Annotated in this window: 18 protein-coding genes; 10 read left to right on the top strand and 8 right to left on the bottom strand. The window is 72.4% G+C overall.

The features are described 5' to 3' along the window. Window positions 1-270 precede the first annotated feature (270 nt). Window positions 271-1,383, top strand: coding sequence for a hypothetical protein (locus tag AC3EN4_RS26375; protein ID WP_435208642.1), 1,113 nt, complete (start codon window positions 271-273; stop codon window positions 1,381-1,383). Further along, window positions 1,380-2,726 carry an ABC1 kinase family protein gene (locus AC3EN4_RS26370; protein WP_435208640.1) on the top strand — a complete coding sequence of 449 codons (1,347 nt, stop codon included), beginning with the start codon at window positions 1,380-1,382 and terminating at the stop codon, window positions 2,724-2,726. The genes AC3EN4_RS26375 and AC3EN4_RS26370 overlap by 4 nt, the downstream gene beginning before the upstream one ends. A 293-nt stretch (window positions 2,727-3,019) precedes the next feature. On the opposite strand, the gene AC3EN4_RS26365 is transcribed toward AC3EN4_RS26370, so the two are convergent. The 3 genes from AC3EN4_RS26365 to AC3EN4_RS26355 all read right to left on the bottom strand — a co-directional run bounded on the left by AC3EN4_RS26365 (window position 3,020) and on the right by AC3EN4_RS26355 (window position 6,054). Then, window positions 3,020-3,385, bottom strand: a complete 366-nt coding sequence (locus AC3EN4_RS26365; protein ID WP_435208639.1) for a WhiB family transcriptional regulator — start codon at window positions 3,383-3,385, stop codon at window positions 3,020-3,022. Between the two features lie 129 nt (window positions 3,386-3,514). Beyond that, entirely contained in the window at window positions 3,515-3,766 is a 252-nt protein-coding gene (locus AC3EN4_RS26360; protein WP_435208637.1) for a hypothetical protein, read from the bottom strand. 122 nt (window positions 3,767-3,888) lie between these two features. Beyond that, on the bottom strand, window positions 3,889-6,054 hold the full coding sequence (locus tag AC3EN4_RS26355; RefSeq protein WP_435208635.1) for an ATP-dependent DNA helicase UvrD2: 2,166 nt from the start codon (window positions 6,052-6,054) through the stop codon (window positions 3,889-3,891). A gap of 93 nt (window positions 6,055-6,147) precedes the next feature. Between AC3EN4_RS26355 and AC3EN4_RS26350 the strand changes: the two genes are divergently transcribed. Next, window positions 6,148-6,390 carry a mycoredoxin gene (locus AC3EN4_RS26350; protein ID WP_435208633.1) on the top strand — a complete coding sequence of 81 codons (243 nt, stop codon included), beginning with the start codon at window positions 6,148-6,150 and terminating at the stop codon, window positions 6,388-6,390. Between the two features lie 68 nt (window positions 6,391-6,458). On the opposite strand, the gene AC3EN4_RS26345 is transcribed toward AC3EN4_RS26350, so the two are convergent. Beyond that, the gene (locus tag AC3EN4_RS26345; protein ID WP_435208631.1) at window positions 6,459-7,748 is read right to left on the bottom strand and encodes an MFS transporter; all 1,290 of its coding nucleotides are present in this window, start codon (window positions 7,746-7,748) and stop codon (window positions 6,459-6,461) included. A 216-nt stretch (window positions 7,749-7,964) separates the two neighbouring features. Here AC3EN4_RS26345 and AC3EN4_RS26340 point away from each other — a divergent pair, with 216 nt between their 5' ends. The 3 genes from AC3EN4_RS26340 (at window position 7,965) to AC3EN4_RS26330 (ending at window position 9,748) form a co-directional block, all read left to right on the top strand. Then, window positions 7,965-8,945, top strand: coding sequence for a helix-turn-helix domain-containing protein (locus AC3EN4_RS26340; protein ID WP_422736784.1), 981 nt, complete (start codon window positions 7,965-7,967; stop codon window positions 8,943-8,945). 75 nt (window positions 8,946-9,020) lie between these two features. After that, a complete protein-coding gene (locus AC3EN4_RS26335) occupies window positions 9,021-9,257 on the top strand; it encodes a DUF397 domain-containing protein (RefSeq protein WP_422736785.1) in 237 nt (78 codons plus the stop codon). 215 nt (window positions 9,258-9,472) lie between these two features. Further along, window positions 9,473-9,748, top strand: a complete 276-nt coding sequence (locus AC3EN4_RS26330; protein ID WP_435208630.1) for a hypothetical protein — start codon at window positions 9,473-9,475, stop codon at window positions 9,746-9,748. 127 nt (window positions 9,749-9,875) lie between these two features. On the opposite strand, the gene nudC is transcribed toward AC3EN4_RS26330, so the two are convergent. Genes nudC through AC3EN4_RS26315 form a run of 3 tightly spaced genes read right to left on the bottom strand, consistent with a single transcriptional unit; the run spans window position 9,876 to window position 13,494 of the window. Beyond that, window positions 9,876-10,835: an NAD(+) diphosphatase gene (gene nudC / locus AC3EN4_RS26325; protein WP_422736786.1), complete on the bottom strand. Its 960-nt coding sequence runs from the start codon at window positions 10,833-10,835 to the stop codon at window positions 9,876-9,878. Then, window positions 10,832-12,187 carry a M16 family metallopeptidase gene (locus AC3EN4_RS26320; RefSeq protein WP_435208629.1) on the bottom strand — a complete coding sequence of 452 codons (1,356 nt, stop codon included), beginning with the start codon at window positions 12,185-12,187 and terminating at the stop codon, window positions 10,832-10,834. The genes nudC and AC3EN4_RS26320 overlap by 4 nt, the downstream gene beginning before the upstream one ends. Beyond that, on the bottom strand, window positions 12,184-13,494 hold the full coding sequence (locus AC3EN4_RS26315) for a M16 family metallopeptidase (RefSeq protein WP_435208628.1): 1,311 nt from the start codon (window positions 13,492-13,494) through the stop codon (window positions 12,184-12,186). The genes AC3EN4_RS26320 and AC3EN4_RS26315 overlap by 4 nt, the downstream gene beginning before the upstream one ends. Before the next feature lie 273 nt (window positions 13,495-13,767). Here AC3EN4_RS26315 and AC3EN4_RS26310 point away from each other — a divergent pair, with 273 nt between their 5' ends. Genes AC3EN4_RS26310 through AC3EN4_RS26295 form a run of 4 tightly spaced genes read left to right on the top strand, consistent with a single transcriptional unit; the run spans window position 13,768 to window position 16,924 of the window. Further along, entirely contained in the window at window positions 13,768-14,832 is a 1,065-nt protein-coding gene (locus tag AC3EN4_RS26310) for an ABC transporter substrate-binding protein (RefSeq protein ID WP_435208626.1), read from the top strand. Further along, on the top strand, window positions 14,829-15,608 hold the full coding sequence (locus AC3EN4_RS26305; RefSeq protein ID WP_435208624.1) for an ABC transporter ATP-binding protein: 780 nt from the start codon (window positions 14,829-14,831) through the stop codon (window positions 15,606-15,608). Before AC3EN4_RS26310 ends, AC3EN4_RS26305 begins: the two co-directional genes overlap by 4 nt. Further along, the gene (locus tag AC3EN4_RS26300; protein WP_435208623.1) at window positions 15,598-16,482 is read left to right on the top strand and encodes an ABC transporter permease; all 885 of its coding nucleotides are present in this window, start codon (window positions 15,598-15,600) and stop codon (window positions 16,480-16,482) included. Before AC3EN4_RS26305 ends, AC3EN4_RS26300 begins: the two co-directional genes overlap by 11 nt. A gap of 1 nt (window position 16,483) precedes the next feature. Continuing rightward, the gene (locus tag AC3EN4_RS26295) at window positions 16,484-16,924 is read left to right on the top strand and encodes an RrF2 family transcriptional regulator (RefSeq protein WP_435208621.1); all 441 of its coding nucleotides are present in this window, start codon (window positions 16,484-16,486) and stop codon (window positions 16,922-16,924) included. Window positions 16,925-17,226: 302 nt separating this feature from the next. Here AC3EN4_RS26295 and AC3EN4_RS26290 read toward each other — a convergent pair whose 3' ends face one another. Then, window positions 17,227-17,427, bottom strand: coding sequence for a hypothetical protein (locus AC3EN4_RS26290; protein ID WP_422736793.1), 201 nt, complete (start codon window positions 17,425-17,427; stop codon window positions 17,227-17,229). Window positions 17,428-17,546 lie beyond the last annotated feature (119 nt).

The following is a 17,546-nucleotide window of genomic DNA, read 5'->3' as shown; positions in this document are numbered from 1 at the left end:
CCACCCCCCCCCCCCCCCCCCCCCCCCCCCCCCCCCCCCCCCCCCCCCCCCCCCCCCCCCCCCCCCCCCCCCCCCCCCCCCCCCCCCCCCGTTGCCGTCCCGGACGTAGGAGGCAGCCGGAGGCCGCAGGCCACGTCTGTCGGGTGGCCGACAGCACGCGTAGTGGCCTGTGGATAACCCGGCAGATCCTGTGGACAAGGCTGGATACGGCTTCGGCCGCCTGTGGACAACGATCGACCCAGCGCAGGGAAGCGGTCACGATTCGTCACCATGAGCCGTACGCCGCTGCCCCGCCCCACGCTGCTCCCCGGTCTCAGCCGGATCTGGCGGGATCGGCACACCCTCCAGATCGGCCTTGGCCCCGGGCCCGCCGTGCTGGTGGAGCTGACCAACCCGCGCACCGCTCACCTGCTCGACCTGCTCGACGGCACCCGCAGCGAGCGGGACGTACTGGCTGCGGCCGGCGCCGCCCAGGTCGCAGCCGACGACGCGCGTACGCTGCTGGACGCGCTGCGCGCGGCGGGCCTGTTGGTGCCGGCGCACACCCTGCTCCCCCGCGACCTGGCCGGGCCGGTCCGGGCCCGGCTCGCCGCCGAGGCCGGAGCGTTGGCCCTGGTGGCGGCCCGGTTACCCGGCACCCCGGCGCAGGTCCTGCGCCGGCGGCGGGCGGCCCGGGTGCTGCTCACCGGCGGCGGGGCCCTCGGCGGGCCGCTGGCGCTGGCGCTCGCCCAGGCCGGCGTCGGCCAGGTGATTCCGCACCTCGACGGCCCGGTACGAGCGATCGACCTGATCGGTACCGGCATCCCCGCCACCGAGTTGGGCCGGCCGCTGGCTCCGGCGGTCCGGGCGGCGGTCGACCGGGTCGCGCCCGGCACCAACACCCACCCGGCGCGGGCCACCCGCCTGGATCTGGTGATCCAGTTCGGCGCGGACCGGCCACCCGCGCTGCTCGCCGCCGGTCTCGCCCAGCGCCGGCAACCGCACCTGATGGTGACCGTCCGCGAGGGCGTACCGGTGATCGGGCCGCTGGTCCGCCCACCCGCCGGCCCGTGCCTACGCTGCGTCGAGCTGCATCGCGCCGACCGGGACCCGGCCTGGCCGGGGCTCGCCGCCCAACTGGCGGCGGCGCGGCCGGTGACCGCCGGCGCGACCGGCACCTTGTTCGCGGCGATCGGGTACGCGGTGACGGAGTCCCTGGCGCACCTCGACGGGGGCCAACCCGAGACGTTGGGGGGCGCGATGGAGATCTCCGGCGCGGGTCGGTTCCGTCGCCGGTGTTGGCCGCCGCACCCGGCGTGCGCGTGTTCGCGGAGCCGGGTGTACGCACCAGCCCGGCCGCACGGCAGCAGCGGGGCCCTCCGGTCGGTAACAATGGCGAAGTGACCGACATCCCGCGCCGGGCCGTGTCCCGGACCGCCAAGCTCGCCGCTCTGCCGCTCGGCTTCGCCGGTCGGACCGTCCTCGGCATGGGTAAGCGTGTCACCGGGCTCGCCTCCGACGTCATCTCGGCGGAGATCCAGCAGCGCACCGCCGAGCAGTTGTTCAGCGTGTTGGGGCAGCTCAAGGGCGGGGCGATGAAGTTCGGCCAGGCGTTGTCGGTCTTCGAGGCGGCGCTGCCGGAGGAGATCGCCGCGCCCTACCGGCAGGCGCTGACCAAGCTCCAGGAGGCCGCGCCGCCGCTGCCGGCGGCCAGCGTGCACAAGGTGCTGGCCGAGCAGCTCGGGCCGGACTGGCGCGACCGGTTCGTCGAGTTCAACGACACCCCGGCCGCCGCGGCGAGCATCGGGCAGGTGCACCGGGCCCGGTGGCGGGAGCCGGGGTACGGCCCGTCCGGCGAGCCGAACAGCCGCGACGTGGCGGTCAAGATCCAGTACCCGGGGGCCGGTGACGCGCTTCTGGCCGACCTCAAGCAGCTCTCCCGCCTCGGCGGGATGTTCCGGGCCATCCAACCGGGCCTCGACGTCAAGCCGCTCCTGGTCGAGCTGCGTGAGCGGATCACCGAGGAGCTGGACTACGAGCTGGAGGCCGAGTCGCAGCGCACCTTCGCCGCCGCGTACGCCGACGACGACGAGATCTACATCCCGGAGGTCGTCTCCGCGTCGCCCCGGGTGCTGGTCACCGAGTGGGTGACGGGCACACCGCTGGCCGACATCATCCGCGACGGCAGCGAGGAGCAGCGGGACGAGGCCGGTCGGCTGATGGCCACGCTGCACCTGTCCGCGCCCCAGCGGGCGGGTCTGCTGCACGCCGACCCGCACCCCGGCAACTTCCGGCTCCTGCCCGACGGCCGGCTCGGCGTGATCGACTTCGGTGCGGTGGCCCGGATGCCGGAGGGCACCCCGGAGCCGATCGGCCTCATCGCCGGGCGGGCGTTGCGCGGGGACGCGGACGGCGTGGTGGCAGGGCTGCGGGACGAGGGGTTCATCGGCGCGACCGACGAGATCGACGCCGAGGGGGTCCTCGACTTCCTCCGTCCGATGCTCGAGCCCATCGCCGCCGACGGGTTCCGCTTCACCCGGGCGTGGCTACGCGCCGAGGCGGCCCGGCTGGCCAGCCCCCGGTCCCCCACGTACCAGTTGAGCCGGAAGCTCAACCTGCCGCCGTCGTACCTGCTCATCCACCGGGTGACGCTCGGGTCGATCGGGGTGCTCTGCCAACTTGAGGCGAAGGCCCCGTACCGGAGCATCCTGGAACGCTGGCTGCCCGGCTTCGCGCCGGTCGCCTGAGGACGTGCCGAAGGGCGGGTGCCGGTCGGCACCCGCCCTTCACTGTGCGGTGGTACTAGAGAACGCCCAGGTCGCGCGCCGACTGGAGGCGGCTGTTCATGGCGACGGTACGGGCGGAACGGGTTGCCTCAGTGCTCGTGGTGGTACGACCGGCCTGAGGCCGGCGCATTCGAGCCCTCGTCAACGCTTCGTGGAGTAGTTGCATCTCGTAGGCACCACTCGGAATGTTCAACATCGTCTTCTCACTCACTGCCGGTGTGACACCGGCGTCGTTGGAACGGGTCGGGAACATGTCAGGCTGCCAGCCGGACCGCGTTTCGCACCTCGGACAGCCCACTGGCCGCCAGGCGCGCCTCGGCCTCGACCCGGAGCGCGGCGTCACGAGCGACGTCCTCCTTGCGCGGGCGACCACGGGGCCGCTTGCGCGGGACGACCGCGCCACGCTCGAAGATCTCGCCGCCCCAGACACCCCACGGCTCCGCTCGCTCCACCGCACCAGCCAGGCACTCGACGCGCAGCGGGCAGTCCCCGCAGAGCGACTTGGCCAGCTCGAGCTCGGCAGGCGAGTCGGAGAACCACAGGTCGGGGTCGAACTTCCGGCAGGGCAGGTTCGCCTCCAACTCGATGCTCACGTCGAGGGGGGCCAACGCCAGACTCATCTCCCGGTCACCTCTCTCTCACTTCGATCTCGTGGATCGCATTCCGACGTACTTACGGCGGGCAAAAAACTGAGGCCGCGGATCCCGGTAGCGGGTTCCGCGGCCTCGAGGTGAGCCGGTGTCTGAGATTCAGACCGGTCTACCTCGAGGTGGAACGCCGCGGACATCCGTGCGCTTCTTGGCGCCATCGATATCCATGCCCGTGAAGCCACTGGTCCCCTCGACTCCGGCATTCGGCGCAACGGTCAGGTTCAGCTCGGCCTGAACCTGGTGCACCTGCGGAACCGACGGTCGTGGGGCCACGAGGGCCACCCGGACAGCCGACAGCGGAGCGAGGGCAGACGGCATCGCCGTCAGACGCTCATAGGTGAAGATCTTCACGGTGGCCACCTCCCTCACGTTCCTCGGATCGACTGGACCAACCCCCGTGAGCAGCCGGAATGGCGCCGCTCGCGTGGTGTGTCCTGAGGCTATTCCTCGCCTGGGCGCGAGGGCAAACGAATTTACGACGAGATTTCGAAAGTTTTCTCCGGGCAGACGTCGTCCACCCCCGCGCCCGCCACGAGCGCCAGTACCGACTCGCCGTAGAGGCCCAGTTTGCGAGGGCCGATGCCGGCGATCGCGATCAACTCCTCCGACCGGCCGGGCCGCCGCTCGGCCAACGCGGTCAACGTGGCGTCGGTGAACACCACGTACGCCGGGACCCTCTGCGCGCCGGCCACCCGCTGTCGCCACTCGCGGAGCCGTTCGTGCAGCTCGTCGTCGATGTCGGACGGGCAGGTGGGGCAACGGCCTAGCTTGCGGTCCGGGCCGGCGAGCAGGGTGGCGCCGCAGATCCGGCAGGACACGATCTGCGTCCGACGCCGCTCGGGTCGCCGGGGTCCACCCGGGGAGACGCCGGCCCGCTCGGTGCCGCCGGAGCGGTCCAGCTGGGGCAGGAACCGCGACGGCCGCCGGGCCCGACCGCCGGGCGAGCGCGCGGCGGCGTACGACAGCCAGAGCCACTGCCGGGCCCGGGTGATCCCGACGTACAGCAGCCGACGCTCCTCCTCGACCTGCTCGACGGTCTTGGCGTACGTGGTGGGCAGGGTCCCCTCGGCGAGGCCGACCAGGAAGACGGCGTCCCACTCCAGCCCCTTGGCCGAGTGCAGGGACGCCAACGTGACCCCGTCCACCGTCGGCACGTGCTGCTGCGCGGCCCGACGGGCCAACTCCTCGGTGAAGTCGGTGAGGGTGACCGGGCGCTCCACCGACGCGGCCTCGCCGATCGGCACCAGCTCGGGCGTGGCCGCGTACTCCTCGGCGAGCTGGACCAGCGCGGCCAGGGCCTCCCAGCGCTCGCGGGCGGCCCCGCCGGCCGGTGGCGCGTCCGGCGCCCAGCCGACGGCGGCGAGCGCCTCGACGACGGCGGCCGGCAGCGGCGTCTCCCCGGGGATCGACCGGGTGGCCGAGCGCAGGGCGACCATGGCCTGCCGGACCTCGGCGCGCTCGAAGAAGCGCTCGGCGCCCTGCACCACGTACGGCACGGCGGCCTCGGTCAGCGCCTTCTCGTACGCCTCGGACTGGGCGTTGGTCCGGAACAGGACGGCGATCTCCTTCGCCGGAGTACCGGCGTCGATCAGCGACCGGCAGCGCGCGGCCACCGCGTTCGCCTCGGCGGGCTCGTCGGTGAAGATCCGCAGGTCGGGTTCCGGGCCCGGGGGCCGCTGCCCGGTCAACTCCAGGCGCAGCCGGGCCTCGGTGCCGCGCGCCTGGGAGATCACCGCGTTGGCGAGCCCGACGACCTGTGGCGTGGAGCGGTAGTCCCGGACCAGTCGTACGACGGTGGCGTTGCGGTGCCGGCGCGGGAAGTCGACCAGGTACGCCGAGGTCGCCCCGGTGAACGAGTAGATGGTCTGGCTCGCGTCACCGACCACGGTCAGGTCGGTACGACCGCCCAGCCAGGCGTCCAGCAGCCGCTGCTGGAGCGGGTTGACGTCCTGGTACTCGTCGACCACGAAGTGCCGGTACTGGCCCCGGACCTGCTCGGCGACGTCCGGGTGCTCCTCGATGCCCCACACCGCGGCCCGCAGCATGTCCTCGAAGTCGATCACCCCGTTGGAGCGCTTGAGCTGCTCGTACGCGGTGAACACCTCGGCGACCTTCGCCGGCTCGTGGGGTGTGTCACGCAGCGCGCGGGCCGCCGCCACCACGTAGTCCCCCGGCTCGACGAGCGACGACTTGGCCCACTCGATCTCGCCGGCCAGGTCCCGCGCGGCGGCCCGGTCGGCCCGCAGACCGACCCGGGCGGCGGCGAGGGTGACCAGCCGCACCTTGCTGTCCAGCAGCTCGGGCATGGCGCGGCCGGCCAGCAGGCGGGGCGCGAAGTAGCGCACCTGACGCAGCGCGGCAGCATGGAACGTCCGTGCCTGGACGCCCTGCGCCCCGAGCAGCGTGAGACGGTGCCGCATCTCGGCCGCGGCGCGCGCGGTGAAGGTGACGGCGAGCACGTGCCGAGGGGAGATCTCACCGGAGAGCGCCCGATGGGCGATCCGGGAGGTGATCGCGCGGGTCTTGCCGGTGCCCGCCCCGGCGAGGATGCAGACCGGGCCGGCCGGTGCGGTCACCGCGGAGCGCTGCTCCGGGTCCAGCCCGGCGAGTACGCCTTCCGACGCTGAGTGAACCCCCACAACCAGGAATCATCTCAGCTCCCCCGGGCGTTGTAGCGGACAGCCTCGGCTTGATCGGCAAGCCGGCGGCCGGAGCAGTTGGAGGATCCGATCATGCTGACGATGTATTCCACTCCCTGGTGCGGCTACTGCCACCGGCTGAAGTCGCAGCTCGACCGGGAAGGCATCGGGTATGAGGTGGTCGACATCGAGCAGGACCCGAAGGCCGCGGAGTTCGTGATGAGCGTCAACGGCGGCAACCAGACGGTGCCGACGCTGCGTTTCGACGACGGCAGCGCCCTGACCAACCCGTCGATCACGCAGGTCAAGCAGCACCTGGCGACGCTGGGCGCCTGACTGACCGGCCGGCGCACCTCGACGAACGGCCGCCCAGCGGGGCGGCCGTTCGTCGTGTCCGACATCCGTCAACGCCGGAACGGCCGGCGGGCGACCGCGGTCACCGAACCGTCGATACCGGCGTCGAGCGGGTGGCGTGGCCCCGGCAGGGCCGGGGGTGGAGGTGTCGCGCCGCCGGACGGGGCGCTGAGGTGCCGACCGCGCCACAGGTAGCCGCCGGCGGCCAGGGTGGCCACCCCGACCAGGACGAACAGGGCCCGGTAGTCCAGGACGCCGACCAGCAGCGCGCCCGCACCGATGGAGATTGCCTGCGGCCCGCTGACCAACGCCTGAGTGGCGGCGGCCACCCGTCCGACGAGGGCGGTCGGGGTACGCCGCTGGATCAGGGTGTGCAGACCCACCATCGTCAGCGGCAGCGAGACGCCGGCCAGCAGCACCGCCCCGAACCCGAGTGGCAGTTCGGGGTACGCGAGAGCGAGAGCGGCCGGGGAGAAGAACGCCACGCCGGCGGCGAGCGTGCCGACCTCGCCGAGTCGCCGGACCAGGGCCGGTGAGCAGAGCCCGCCGCACAACCCGCCGACGCCCTGCACCATCACCAGCACGCCCACGAACGCGGCGTCCCGGTCCAACCCCTGGTCGACGTACGCGAAGATCAACGATTCGCTGAAGCCCATCACCAGCGACCCGAGCCCATAGCCGACCAGGGCCCGGCGCAGCGCCGGCTCACCGGTCAGGTGTCGCAGGCCGGCGCCCAGCTCGGCGGGCCAACGCAGCCGTACCGTGGGCGACGGCTGGGCCGGGCTCGGCACCGCGGTCACCACCACCGCGGCGGTCACGAAGCCGACCATGCCGATGCCGGCCAGCGCCCACCCGCCGAGCGCCGCGTAGAGCGCCGCGCCGACCAGCGGGCCGACCAGCCGCAACCCCTGGCGTACGGTCTGCAGCACGCCGTTCGCGTCGGCCAGCAGGTCCACCGGCACCAGTTGCCGGAGCAACCCGCTGAGCGCCGCGCCGAGCGTGATGGACGACAGCCCGTACAGGCCGGCGACCAGGTAGACCAGCCAGACGTCACCCGCGTCGCGGACGGTGAACAGCGGCGCGAGCAGTACGGCGGTGACCACGTTCGCGGTCACGAAGAAGGGTCGGCGCGGGTACCGGTCGACGAACCACCCGACGAGTGGCGCCATCGTCATCGGCGCGACGACGGCGAAGATGATGCCGCCGGCGAGCCCGTTGGAGCCGGTCAGGTCCTTGACCCAGATGGCGAGCGCGAGCAGCAGGATCGACTCGGCGGTCATGCTGGCCAGCAGGCCGCCGAAGAGCAGGCGGAAGTCGGGTCGGCGCAGGACGGTGCGCATGGGGTCCCTCCGGCAAGGTGGCGTGCCCGGCTGGGCGCGGTCGACGAGGCTGGGACCGCGGGTCCGTCATCGTCCGGCGTACCCGTGGTCCATTTTTGGTAAGACACGCCCCCGCCGGAACCTCCGACACCGGTCGCGCCGTCCATACTGGCCGTGGGGGGCGAATTTCATACAGTTACCGTCGCGTCTGCGGCGGACGACGGGAAAGAGGACACTGTGCCTCCTGCCGCACCCAGCCCAATCATGCGTCGCCGACGGTTGGGCATCGAACTGCGCAGCCTGCGCGAGAGCGCGGGCCTCACCGGCGACCAGGTCATCGAGCGGATCGGTTGGGCGTCCGCGTCCAAACTGTCCCGCCTCGAGAACGGCCGCAGTAGACCGGACCCACAGGACGTGAGCGTCCTGCTGGACCTGTACGGCGCCGACGCCGCCGCGCGCGAGGAGTTGCTCGGGATCGCCGGTGAGGCCGGCGACATGCGCGGCTGGTTGAAGAACTTCCCGGTGATGACGCAGCAGCAACGCAGCTGGGCCGAGTTGGAGGCGGGCTGCGCGGAGATCTCCGAGTACAACCCGGTGCTGGTGCCGGGCCTGCTGCAGACGGCGGGGTACGCGCGGGTCCGGCTCCAGTCGGCCCGGCGGGTGAGCGAGCGGGCCGGCGAGCAGGAGCCGGCCGACGAGTTGGAGACCGAGGTGAAGGCGCGGTTGGCCCGCCAGACGCTGCTGACGCGGGAGCCGCACGCGCCGACCTACACCGCCGTGCTGGAGGAGGCCGCCCTCGGCCGCCGATCCGGACCGCCCGAGGTGCTGCACGAACAGTTGCACCAGCTCTGCGAGTTGGCCCTGCTGCCGAACGTGACGCTGCACGTGCTGCCCCGTGACGTTCAGGTAGGAGATTGGTACCTTCCGCCGACCGCCTTCTCCCTCTATCGGTTCGCCGATCCACTCGATCCGGAGACATTGGCCATCGAAGGGGGGTTCACCGACGTCATGTCGACCGAGTCAATCACGCTAAATCGCTATAAAGTGGTGTTCGAGTGGCTATGCACGGCGGCACTAGACGCTTCGGACACCCTCTCCTGGCTGATCGAGGCGACGGGACGGCTGACCGGGGCGGCACCCGCATCCACAGTGGCGTTCGGGCCGGCAACGGCGCCGACCCAACGCCGCCGTGATTCGGGGCGGCTGACGGACCGGTGATCCACGGGGGACCCCTCCGTCGGGGCGTGCGGCACCACTCGTCCCATCGGATCGGTTCACATCAGGAGCAGAACCATGAACGACATCCACCACACGCCGTCCGTCTCCGCCAGCCTGGCGGACGCCCCGTGGCGTACCAGCACACGTAGCCAGACCTCCAACTGCGTGGAGGTCGCGCCGCTGGGCACCGGCCCGTCGGCGGTCGCGCTGCGCGACAGCAAGGACCGGGGTGGCCCGGTGCTGCTGTTCAACCGGGCCGGCTGGCTCGGCTTCATCGCTGGGGCGAAGACGGGCCAGTTCGATCTGAACTGATCCTCCACCGTGGGCGGGGCCGTCGGCACAGTGCCGGCGGCCCCGTTGTCGTGTCCGCCGACGGCCCCGCTGACCAGGGATCCGCCGATCGGACGACGCTCGGAACCAATAGGCGCGTTTCACTTGCTGGGACGGACACGCGGCGTAACATGACCCACGAGAACGTGGAACTTCCACACACCGGCTCATCCGTCGCGGTTCATCCGGAGACCCTTATGCGGTTCCTGATCGTTCGCACCGACATCCGTACCGTCGCCGACGGCGACATCGCCGCCGCCTGGGCGGACGGCCACCGCCTCCGCGACGAGACGACCACGCCCGAGCCGCGCCGGCAGACCGTGCACGCCGAGGACCGGGACGCCGCGCTGCTGCTGGCCCGGGCCCTGTCCACCGTCGGCGCGGTACGGGCCGGCAGACAACGGGTCAAGGTCCTGCCGCTCAGCGAGCCGCAGCCCGTGTTCCGGCGCAGACCCGGCCGCACCGGCACCTGACCCACCAGACGTCCGTCGTGGTCGGCTCGGCTCCCCCGCCGCGTCATACCGCTCCCACCGACCACGGCGGCCCGTGTTCCCGGCTCGTGACCGTCGCGGCAACGGCGGCCACGGGCCGGGACCGTGCTCAGCGCCCGGCGTCCACCCAACCGTCCAGCCAGCGGTGGATGAGGAACAGCGCGATCGACGACGGCGGCGGCAGGATCAGCCGGGCGCCGTCCCCCACGTCCACGGCCTTCCCGGCGCAGGCGGCCCCGATCTCCTCCCGCGTGAACCACCGGGCGTACGCGATCTCCGACGGGTCGACCCGTACCGGGTCCGCGGGGTCGGCGGTGGCCAGGAAGCCCAGCATCAGCGAGCCCGGGAACGGCCAGGCCTGGCTGCCGACGTACCCGATCCGTTCGACCGCGATGCCCACCTCCTCGCGGACCTCGCGCAGCACGGCGGCCTCCGCCGACTCCCCCGGCTCGACGTAGCCGGCCAGGCAGGAGTAGCGCCGCCCGCCCGGGGTGCCCGGCCAGCCGGCGTTGTTGCCGAGCAGGCAGCGGCCCTCGGCGCCGTCGACGCCGTCGTGCACCAGCACGATCATCGCCGGGTCGGTGCGCGGCCAGATCCGCCCGCCGTTGCGATCCACCCGCGACCAGCCGGCCTCGTCCATCACCGTGGGCGCACCGGTCGCCGTGGAGTAGCCGTGCCGGGTGTGCCAGTTCAGCAACGCGAGCGCGGTGGTGAAGATGCCGGCCTCCCGGTCGCCGAGCAGGTGGCCCACCTCCCGCAGGTTGACCGCCCGGGTGCCGGGCAGCGCCGGCAACGGGGCGTCGACCGCGAACACCGGCACCCCGTCCGGCTCGACACCGAGGAACATCGCCGTCGACTCCGCGCCGGCCGGCGCGTCGGCCGCACCGAACAGCACCAGCGTCGGGGGCGACACGTCGGTACGCGCCAGCGTCCGCCCGTCGTCGGTCGAATCGAGCAGGAGTACCCGGCCGCGCAGCCACGCCTCAGTCAGCCACTGCGCGTCACCCCGTCGGTGCGCGGCCCGATCCAGCGTCGAGCGCGCCAGCGGCGGCGCGGCCTCGCCGCTCACGGCAGCACCGGCTCGGTGTGCACGGGCGTCAGAGCGGCCAGCCCCGGAGTGATCCGCTCGGCATCACCGAGTACGACGACCACCGCCCTGGCGGGCGCGAGATAGCGGGCGGCGGCGTGGGCGACGTCGTCGACGGTCGCCTTCGCGAGCCGGGCCGCATACTCGGCGAGGAAGTCCAGGCGCAGCCCGTTGCCGGCGTACGCGCTGGTCAGCGCGGCCAGACCGGCCTGCGTGGACATACCGAGCTGGAGGGTGCCCAGCGCGTACTGGCGGGCCTGCTCCAACTCCTCCGGCTTCGGCGGCAGCGAGGCCAGCCGACCCAGCTCGTACGTGGTCTCCAGCAGCGCCGGACCGGTGACCTCGGTGGCCACCTCGGCCCCGGCGACCAGCACCGATCCGGCCACCGAGTGCTCGATCACCGAGTGCGGGCCGTACGTGTAGCCCTTGTCCTCGCGGATGTTCTCCACCCAGCGGGACGAGAAGTAGCCGCCGAAGATCAGGTTGGCCAGTTGCAGCGGGGCGTGGTCGGGGTCGGTACGCGGCACGGCGGGCAGCGCGACACGCAGCGAGGACTGCACCGAACCGGGCCGGTCGACGAGCAGCAGCGGCCCCGGTTCCAGCGGCGGGGTGGCCGGCAGGGTGGACGTACGCCCGGCCCCCGTCCACCCGGAGAGCGCCCGCTCCACCGCGTCCAGTGCCCTCTCCGGCTGCACGTCGCCGACCACCACCAACTGCGCACCGGCGGGGTGCACCCGCTCGGCGTGCAGGCTGCGCAGTGCCGCCGGTCGGACGGCACGGAGCTGGGCCGGCTCCGGCGTCTGGGTGGCGTACGGGTGCCGCCCGTAGATCCTCTTCAGCAGCGCTTCGCGGGCCAGGTGCGACGGCTGGCTCTGCGCCACCTGGATCCGGTCGATGAGACGGTCCCGTTCGGCGGCCACCTCGTCGTTCGGATAGCTGGCGCCGGTCAGCACCTCGGCCAGCAGCTCCAGCATCCGGTCCAGGCCGGTGACCAGCGCCGCGCCGGAGATCATCAGCCGGTCCGGGTCGACGCCCGCGGAGAGACCGCCGCCCACCTTCTGCAGCTCGGCGGCGAGCTGCACGCTGGTCATCGACTCGGTGCCGGAGAGCATGGTCTGCGAGAGCATCGCGCCGCGCGCGAGGTGGGCGCGGCCGAACGGCACCCAGAGCCGCAGCTCGACCAGAGGCACCGCGGGCCGGCGTACCGCGATGACGGTGAGCCCGTTGCCCAGCGTGCGCTCGGCCTCCTTGGGAACCTTCAGCTTGCGGGTCGGACCGAGCGCGGGCAGCGTACGCGGCCCGACGGTGGCGGTGGTCGTGGTCGTGGTGGTCATCGGGCGCCTCCGGGGATGACCTCGACCGACGCGCGGCGCTCGGGGCGCAGGGTGGCCGCGGCGGCCCGGACCTGCTCCTCGGTGACGTCGCCGACCAGTCGGGGCAGGTCGTTGAGCAGGCCCGGCTCGCCGCGTTGCTGCTCGAGGACGGCCATCCGCAGCGCCCGGCCGAGCACGGCGTCGGTGTCGCGGAGCAGGTGGGTGGCCATCCGCGCCTGGGTGCGGGCCAGCTCGCCGTCGGTCAGCCCGTCGGTGGCCAGCCGGTCCAGCTCCTCGTCGACGGTGCGCAGCACCTTGTCCACGTCGCCGCCGGGCGGCAGGTGCGCCTGCAACAGCAGCGCCGTGGGGTCGCGCACGTCGAACGGGTCCCCCATGAAGCCGAGGTAGCCGCCCAGGCTGGTCACCGTGCGGTCGCGCTGCACGAGGCGTTCGACCAGGCGGGACGCGTCGCCGTCGGTGAGCACCTCGGCCAGCACCACGTACGGCAGGTAGCCGGCGAAGTCGCCGACCGGGTCGGGCACCCGCCACGCGCCGGCCACCGCCGGCAACGGCGCCAGCGCGTCGGTGTACGAGCTGCGCCGCTCGGCGGTCAGGTCGGGCTCGGTGAAGTCGGGTCGCCGTGGCGCGGGACGGGCCGGCACGTCACCGAAGTGCCGGGTGACCAGCTCGGTCGCCTCGGCCACGTCGATGTCCCCGCTGATGGCCAGGACCGCGTTGCCGCTGGCGTAGTAGTGGCGGAAGAAATCGGCGGCGTCGGCGACGGTGGCCGACTCCAGGTCGTCGAAGGAGCCGTAGCCGTCGTGCGCGTTCGGGAAGGTGTCGAACATGACCGGCGGCAGGGTCAACCAGGGGAAACCACCGTACGGCCGGCTGAGCACGTTGACCCGGATCTCCTCCTTCACGACGTCGACCTGGTTGCGCAGGTTTTCCTCGGTCAGTCGGGGCGCCCGCATGCGGTCCGCCTCCAGGAACAACGCGCGTTCCAGCGCGTTGCTCGGCAGCGTCTCGAAGTAGTCGGTGTAGTCCAGGTGGGTGGAGCCGTTGAAGGTGCCACCGGCGCCCTGGACGTGCCGGAAGTGGGCCAGCTTCTCCAGGTTCTCCGAGCCCTGGAACATCAGGTGCTCGAAGAGGTGGGCGAAGCCCGTCCGCCCCTGGGGTTCGGAGCGGATGCCGACGTCGTAGACCACCGCCACCCCGATCACCGGGGCACTGCGATCGGGGGTGAGGACCACCCGCAGGCCGTTGTCGAGGGTGAACCGCTCGACCGGATACTTCGTCGCTGGAATTCTGGATCTCCGCGCCGCCACGGGATCGACCCTAGCGCGTCGCAACCCCCGCCACCGGCGACCTCCGCGGAGCCGCCGTCACCCGCGCGGCGAGCCGGGACGGCCGACGACGGCGAGCGGTCACCAGTTGCCCTTCGAGCCTCCCGGACGCCGCGAGTTAACCCAGCAAGACAGTAGGAAATGCCGACATAACTGAGACGCCCCATCCCGGTATATGGATCGCCCTTGACGCTGACCACGGCCTGGCCCACTCTTCCTACCAACTAAGTAGGAATACTGCGGATTGGATGGACGATGAGACGTCTTCCCCTGCGCCGGTTGGTCACCCTGGCCACCCTCACCGCCCTCGGCGCGGCGACCCTGGCCAGCACCGCCGCGTGCGGCGACGACAGCGAGGGCGCGGGGGGCGGCTCCGGCCCGGTGACCCTGCGGCTCGGCTACTTCCCCAACATCACCCACGCGCCGGCCGTCGTCGGCGTGGAGAAGGGCATCTTCGCCGAGAAGCTCGGCGCCGACGTCAAGCTGGAGCCGAAGACCTTCAACGCCGGCCCGGCCGCCATCGAGGCCGTCTTCTCCGGCGCGCTGGATGCGACCTACATCGGCCCGAACCCCACCGTCAACGCGTTCTCCAAGTCCAAGGGCGAGGCGGTCCGGGTCGTCTCGGGCGCGGCCTCCGGCGGCGTGGCACTGGTCGTCAAGCCCGGCATCAACGGCCCGCAGGACCTCAGGGGCAAGAAGGTCGCCACCCCGCAGCTCGGCAACACCCAGGACGTGGCCGTCCGCTACTGGCTCAAGCAGCAGGGGCTGACCACCACCAAGGAGGGCGGCGGCGACGTCAAGATCGTGCCGCAGGAGAACGCGCAGACGGTCGAGACGTTCACCAGCGGCGCGATCGACGCCGCCTGGGTACCCGAGCCGTTCGTGTCCCGACTGGTCAACGCCGGCGGCAAGGTGCTCGTCGACGAGCGGGACCTCTGGCCGGACAAGAAGTTCGTCATCACCAACCTGCTGGTCAGCACCAAGTTCCTCAAGGCACATCCGGACGTCGTGCAGAAGCTGGTCGACGGCCAGGTCGCCGCGAACGAGTTCGTCAACAGCAAGCCGGACGAGGCCCAGCAGGCCATCTCCGACGCGATCGGCAAGATCACCGGTAAGCCACTGGACCTCAAGCTGATCAAGCAGGCGTGGCCGACGTTGGAGTTCACCAACGACCCGATCGCCACCTCGCTGAAGACCGGGCTCGACCACGCCGTCGAGGTCAAGCTCACCGAGCCCGTCGACCTCAAGGGACTGTACGACCTGACGTACCTCAACAAGGCGCTCAAGGCGGCCGGCAAGCCCGAGGTCACGCAGCCATGACGTCGACCACGACGACGCCGCAGAGCGCGACCGCCGCGGTCGCGCTCTCCGGCGTGACCAAGGTGTACGGGCGCGGGGCGAGCGCCGTACTGGCCCTGGACGGGGTCTCCCTCGACGTCGCGCCGGGCGAGTTCGTCTGTCTCGTCGGTGCCTCCGGGTGCGGCAAGAGCACGCTGCTCAACCTGGTCGCAGGTCTGGACCGGCCCAGCGGCGGCGAGATCGGCATCGCCGGCGGCGCCGACCCGGGCCTGATGTTCCAGGAGCCGGCGCTGTTCCCCTGGCTCACCGTCGAGGCCAACGTGGAGGTGCCGCTGAAGCTGCGCGGCCTCTCCCGCGCCGAACGCCGCGACCGGGTGGCCCAGTTGCTGCGCACGGTGCACCTGTCCGAGTTCGGCCGCAAGCGTCCGCACGAGTTGTCCGGCGGGATGCGCCAGCGGGTCGCGCTGGCCCGCACCCTGGCCCTGGACACGCCGGTGCTGCTGATGGACGAGCCGTTCGGCGCGCTGGACGCGATGACCCGCGACATCCTGCACGACGAGCTGGAACGCATCTGGTCCGAACGCCGGCTCTCGGTCCTGTTCGTCACGCACAACGTCCGCGAGGCCGCCCGGCTGGCCGACCGCATCATCCTGCTCTCCAGCCGCCCCGGCAGGATCATCTACTCCACCAAGGTGGACATCCCCCGGCCCCGCCGGATCGACTCTCCCGAGGTCGCCGCGATCGCCGCCGAGGTCACCGAACGACTTCGTACGGAGGTGGGCCGCCATGGCCAGTGACACCCTCACCAGCACGGCGCGTACCGACGCGGAGATCACCGGCCTGGACGCGCTGGAGATCGCCGGCCGGGAGAAGGAGGTCTCCCGGGGCGCCCGGCTCTGGGCGGCCACCTGGCCCAAGCTGGCCGCGCTGGCCATCGCCATCCTGGCCTGGCAGCTCGTGGTCCTCTCCGGCTGGAAGCCGCCGTACTCCCTGCCCGGTCCGCTGGTCGTCGGCCGGGAGTTGGTCGCCCAGGCCCAGGGCCCGCAGCTCTGGGAGGGCCTGGTCACCACGCTGCGCCGGGCCGCTGTCGGGTACGTCTTCTCGGTCGCCGTCGGCCTTCTGCTGGGCCTCGCGGTGGCCCGCTCGAAGGTGCTGCGCGCCGCCATCGGCTCGATGATCACCGCGTTGCAGACCATGCCGTCGATCGCCTGGTTCCCGCTGGCCATCCTGCTGTTCGAGCTGAGCGAGAAGGCGATCTTCTTCGTGGTGGTGCTCGGCGCGGCGCCGTCCATCGCCAACGGCGTGATCTCCGGCGTGGACTACGTGCCACCGCTGTTGCTGCGCGCCGGCCGCAACCTGGGCGCGCGCGGGCTCAACCTCTACCGGTACGTGATCGCGCCGGCCGCGCTGCCGGCGATCGTCGCCGGACTCAAGCAGGGTTGGGCGTTCTCCTGGCGGAGTCTGATGGCCGGCGAGCTGATCGTGGTCGGCATCTCGCAGACCTCGCTCGGCGCGCAGCTCACCTACTCCCGGGAACTGTCCGACGCGCCGTGGCTGCTCTCCACGATGATCGTCATCCTGGTGCTCGGCCTGGTCGTGGACGCGGCGTTCGGCGCGGCCGACAAGGCGATCCGCCGTCGCTGGGGCGTACTGGACCAGGCCGGTCAGTGACGTGTACGTCTCCGCGCGCAGCGACTACGCGCTCCGGGCGATGCTCGCCGTCGCCGCCGCCGCACCGGGTGGCGACGGCGACGGCGAGCTGGTCAAGGCGGGCAGCCTGGCCGAGGTGCAGGACATCCCGCTCAGCTTCCTTCAGGGCATCCTGCTCGACCTGCGCCGGGCCGGCCTGCTGCACAGTCATCGCGGCGCCGATGGTGGGTACGCGCTGACCCGACCGGCCACCGAGATCACCATCGGGGACGTGCTGCGCGCGGTCGGTGGGTCACTGACCACCGTGCGCGGCCTGCCGGCCGAGCGGGCCGGCTACCACGGGGTGGCCGCCGGGCTCACCGACGTCTGGCTGGCGGTGCACGGGGCGATCGCCACCGTGGTCGACAGCACCACCCTCTCGGATCTGCTGGCCAACAACCACCCCGACCTAACCCCCTCCTAACCCCGCTCCCAGCCCCGCTCCTAACCCTCTCCCAGCCCCGCGATCTTGCACTTTCTGCGGCGACAAAGGGGACGCATCACGGCAAGTCGACGACCGAAACTGCAAGATCGACGAGCTGGGCGCGCGCGGTGGGCGCGCGCGGTGGGCGCGCGCGGTGGGCGCGCGCGGTGGGCGCGCGAGGTGGGCGCGCACGTGGGCGCGGTGGCGGTGTGGTCGGGCCGGTGCCCCGCCGGCCCGACCACACCTCGTACCGATCCCCACCGCGCCTGCCCCTCCGCCGGCGACGGTGGGCCGGTCGCCGCTCAGCCCCGGTGCTCGACCGTCGGACCGGAGCCCGGGTCGCCAGGACTGCGCAGCTCCACCAGACCGGCGGGAGCGTTGCCCGCCGTGGTGGCATGCCAGGGGCCGAAGGCCGCGACCATGGCGAGGAGCAACCCGGCGAGCCCTACCGCGACCACCAGAATCAGTTCACGCAGCGCCCCCGAGCCGGCTTCGCCCGCCATGGCCGCTCCTCCCCGTACCGGGTCCCCCGCCCGGCTCCCCCCGCAGGTCAGCTTCGACCACCGTGGAGCAGGGCACAGTCGGCCAGCCGACCCAATGGAGGCTGATTGCCGATTCAGCC

The organism is Micromonospora sp. bgisy143 (assembly GCF_057708145.1).
Note: the sequence above shows the minus strand (reverse complement) of the source record. Positions and strands in the feature narration are given on the sequence as shown.

Coding starts and splice junctions, on each gene's coding strand:
- AC3EN4_RS26365 (WP_435208639.1), bottom strand. CDS start 3,385: ATGAGTCTGGCGTTGGCCCCCCTCGACGTGAGCATCGAGTTGGAGGCG.
- AC3EN4_RS26375 (WP_435208642.1), top strand. CDS start 271: ATGAGCCGTACGCCGCTGCCCCGCCCCACGCTGCTCCCCGGTCTCAGC.
- AC3EN4_RS26345 (WP_435208631.1), bottom strand. CDS start 7,748: ATGCGCACCGTCCTGCGCCGACCCGACTTCCGCCTGCTCTTCGGCGGC.
- AC3EN4_RS26310 (WP_435208626.1), top strand. CDS start 13,768: ATGAGACGTCTTCCCCTGCGCCGGTTGGTCACCCTGGCCACCCTCACC.
- AC3EN4_RS26330 (WP_435208630.1), top strand. CDS start 9,473: ATGCGGTTCCTGATCGTTCGCACCGACATCCGTACCGTCGCCGACGGC.
- AC3EN4_RS26320 (WP_435208629.1), bottom strand. CDS start 12,187: ATGACCACCACGACCACGACCACCGCCACCGTCGGGCCGCGTACGCTG.
- AC3EN4_RS26335 (WP_422736785.1), top strand. CDS start 9,021: ATGAACGACATCCACCACACGCCGTCCGTCTCCGCCAGCCTGGCGGAC.
- AC3EN4_RS26350 (WP_435208633.1), top strand. CDS start 6,148: ATGCTGACGATGTATTCCACTCCCTGGTGCGGCTACTGCCACCGGCTG.
- AC3EN4_RS26305 (WP_435208624.1), top strand. CDS start 14,829: ATGACGTCGACCACGACGACGCCGCAGAGCGCGACCGCCGCGGTCGCG.
- AC3EN4_RS26290 (WP_422736793.1), bottom strand. CDS start 17,427: ATGGCGGGCGAAGCCGGCTCGGGGGCGCTGCGTGAACTGATTCTGGTG.
- AC3EN4_RS26300 (WP_435208623.1), top strand. CDS start 15,598: ATGGCCAGTGACACCCTCACCAGCACGGCGCGTACCGACGCGGAGATC.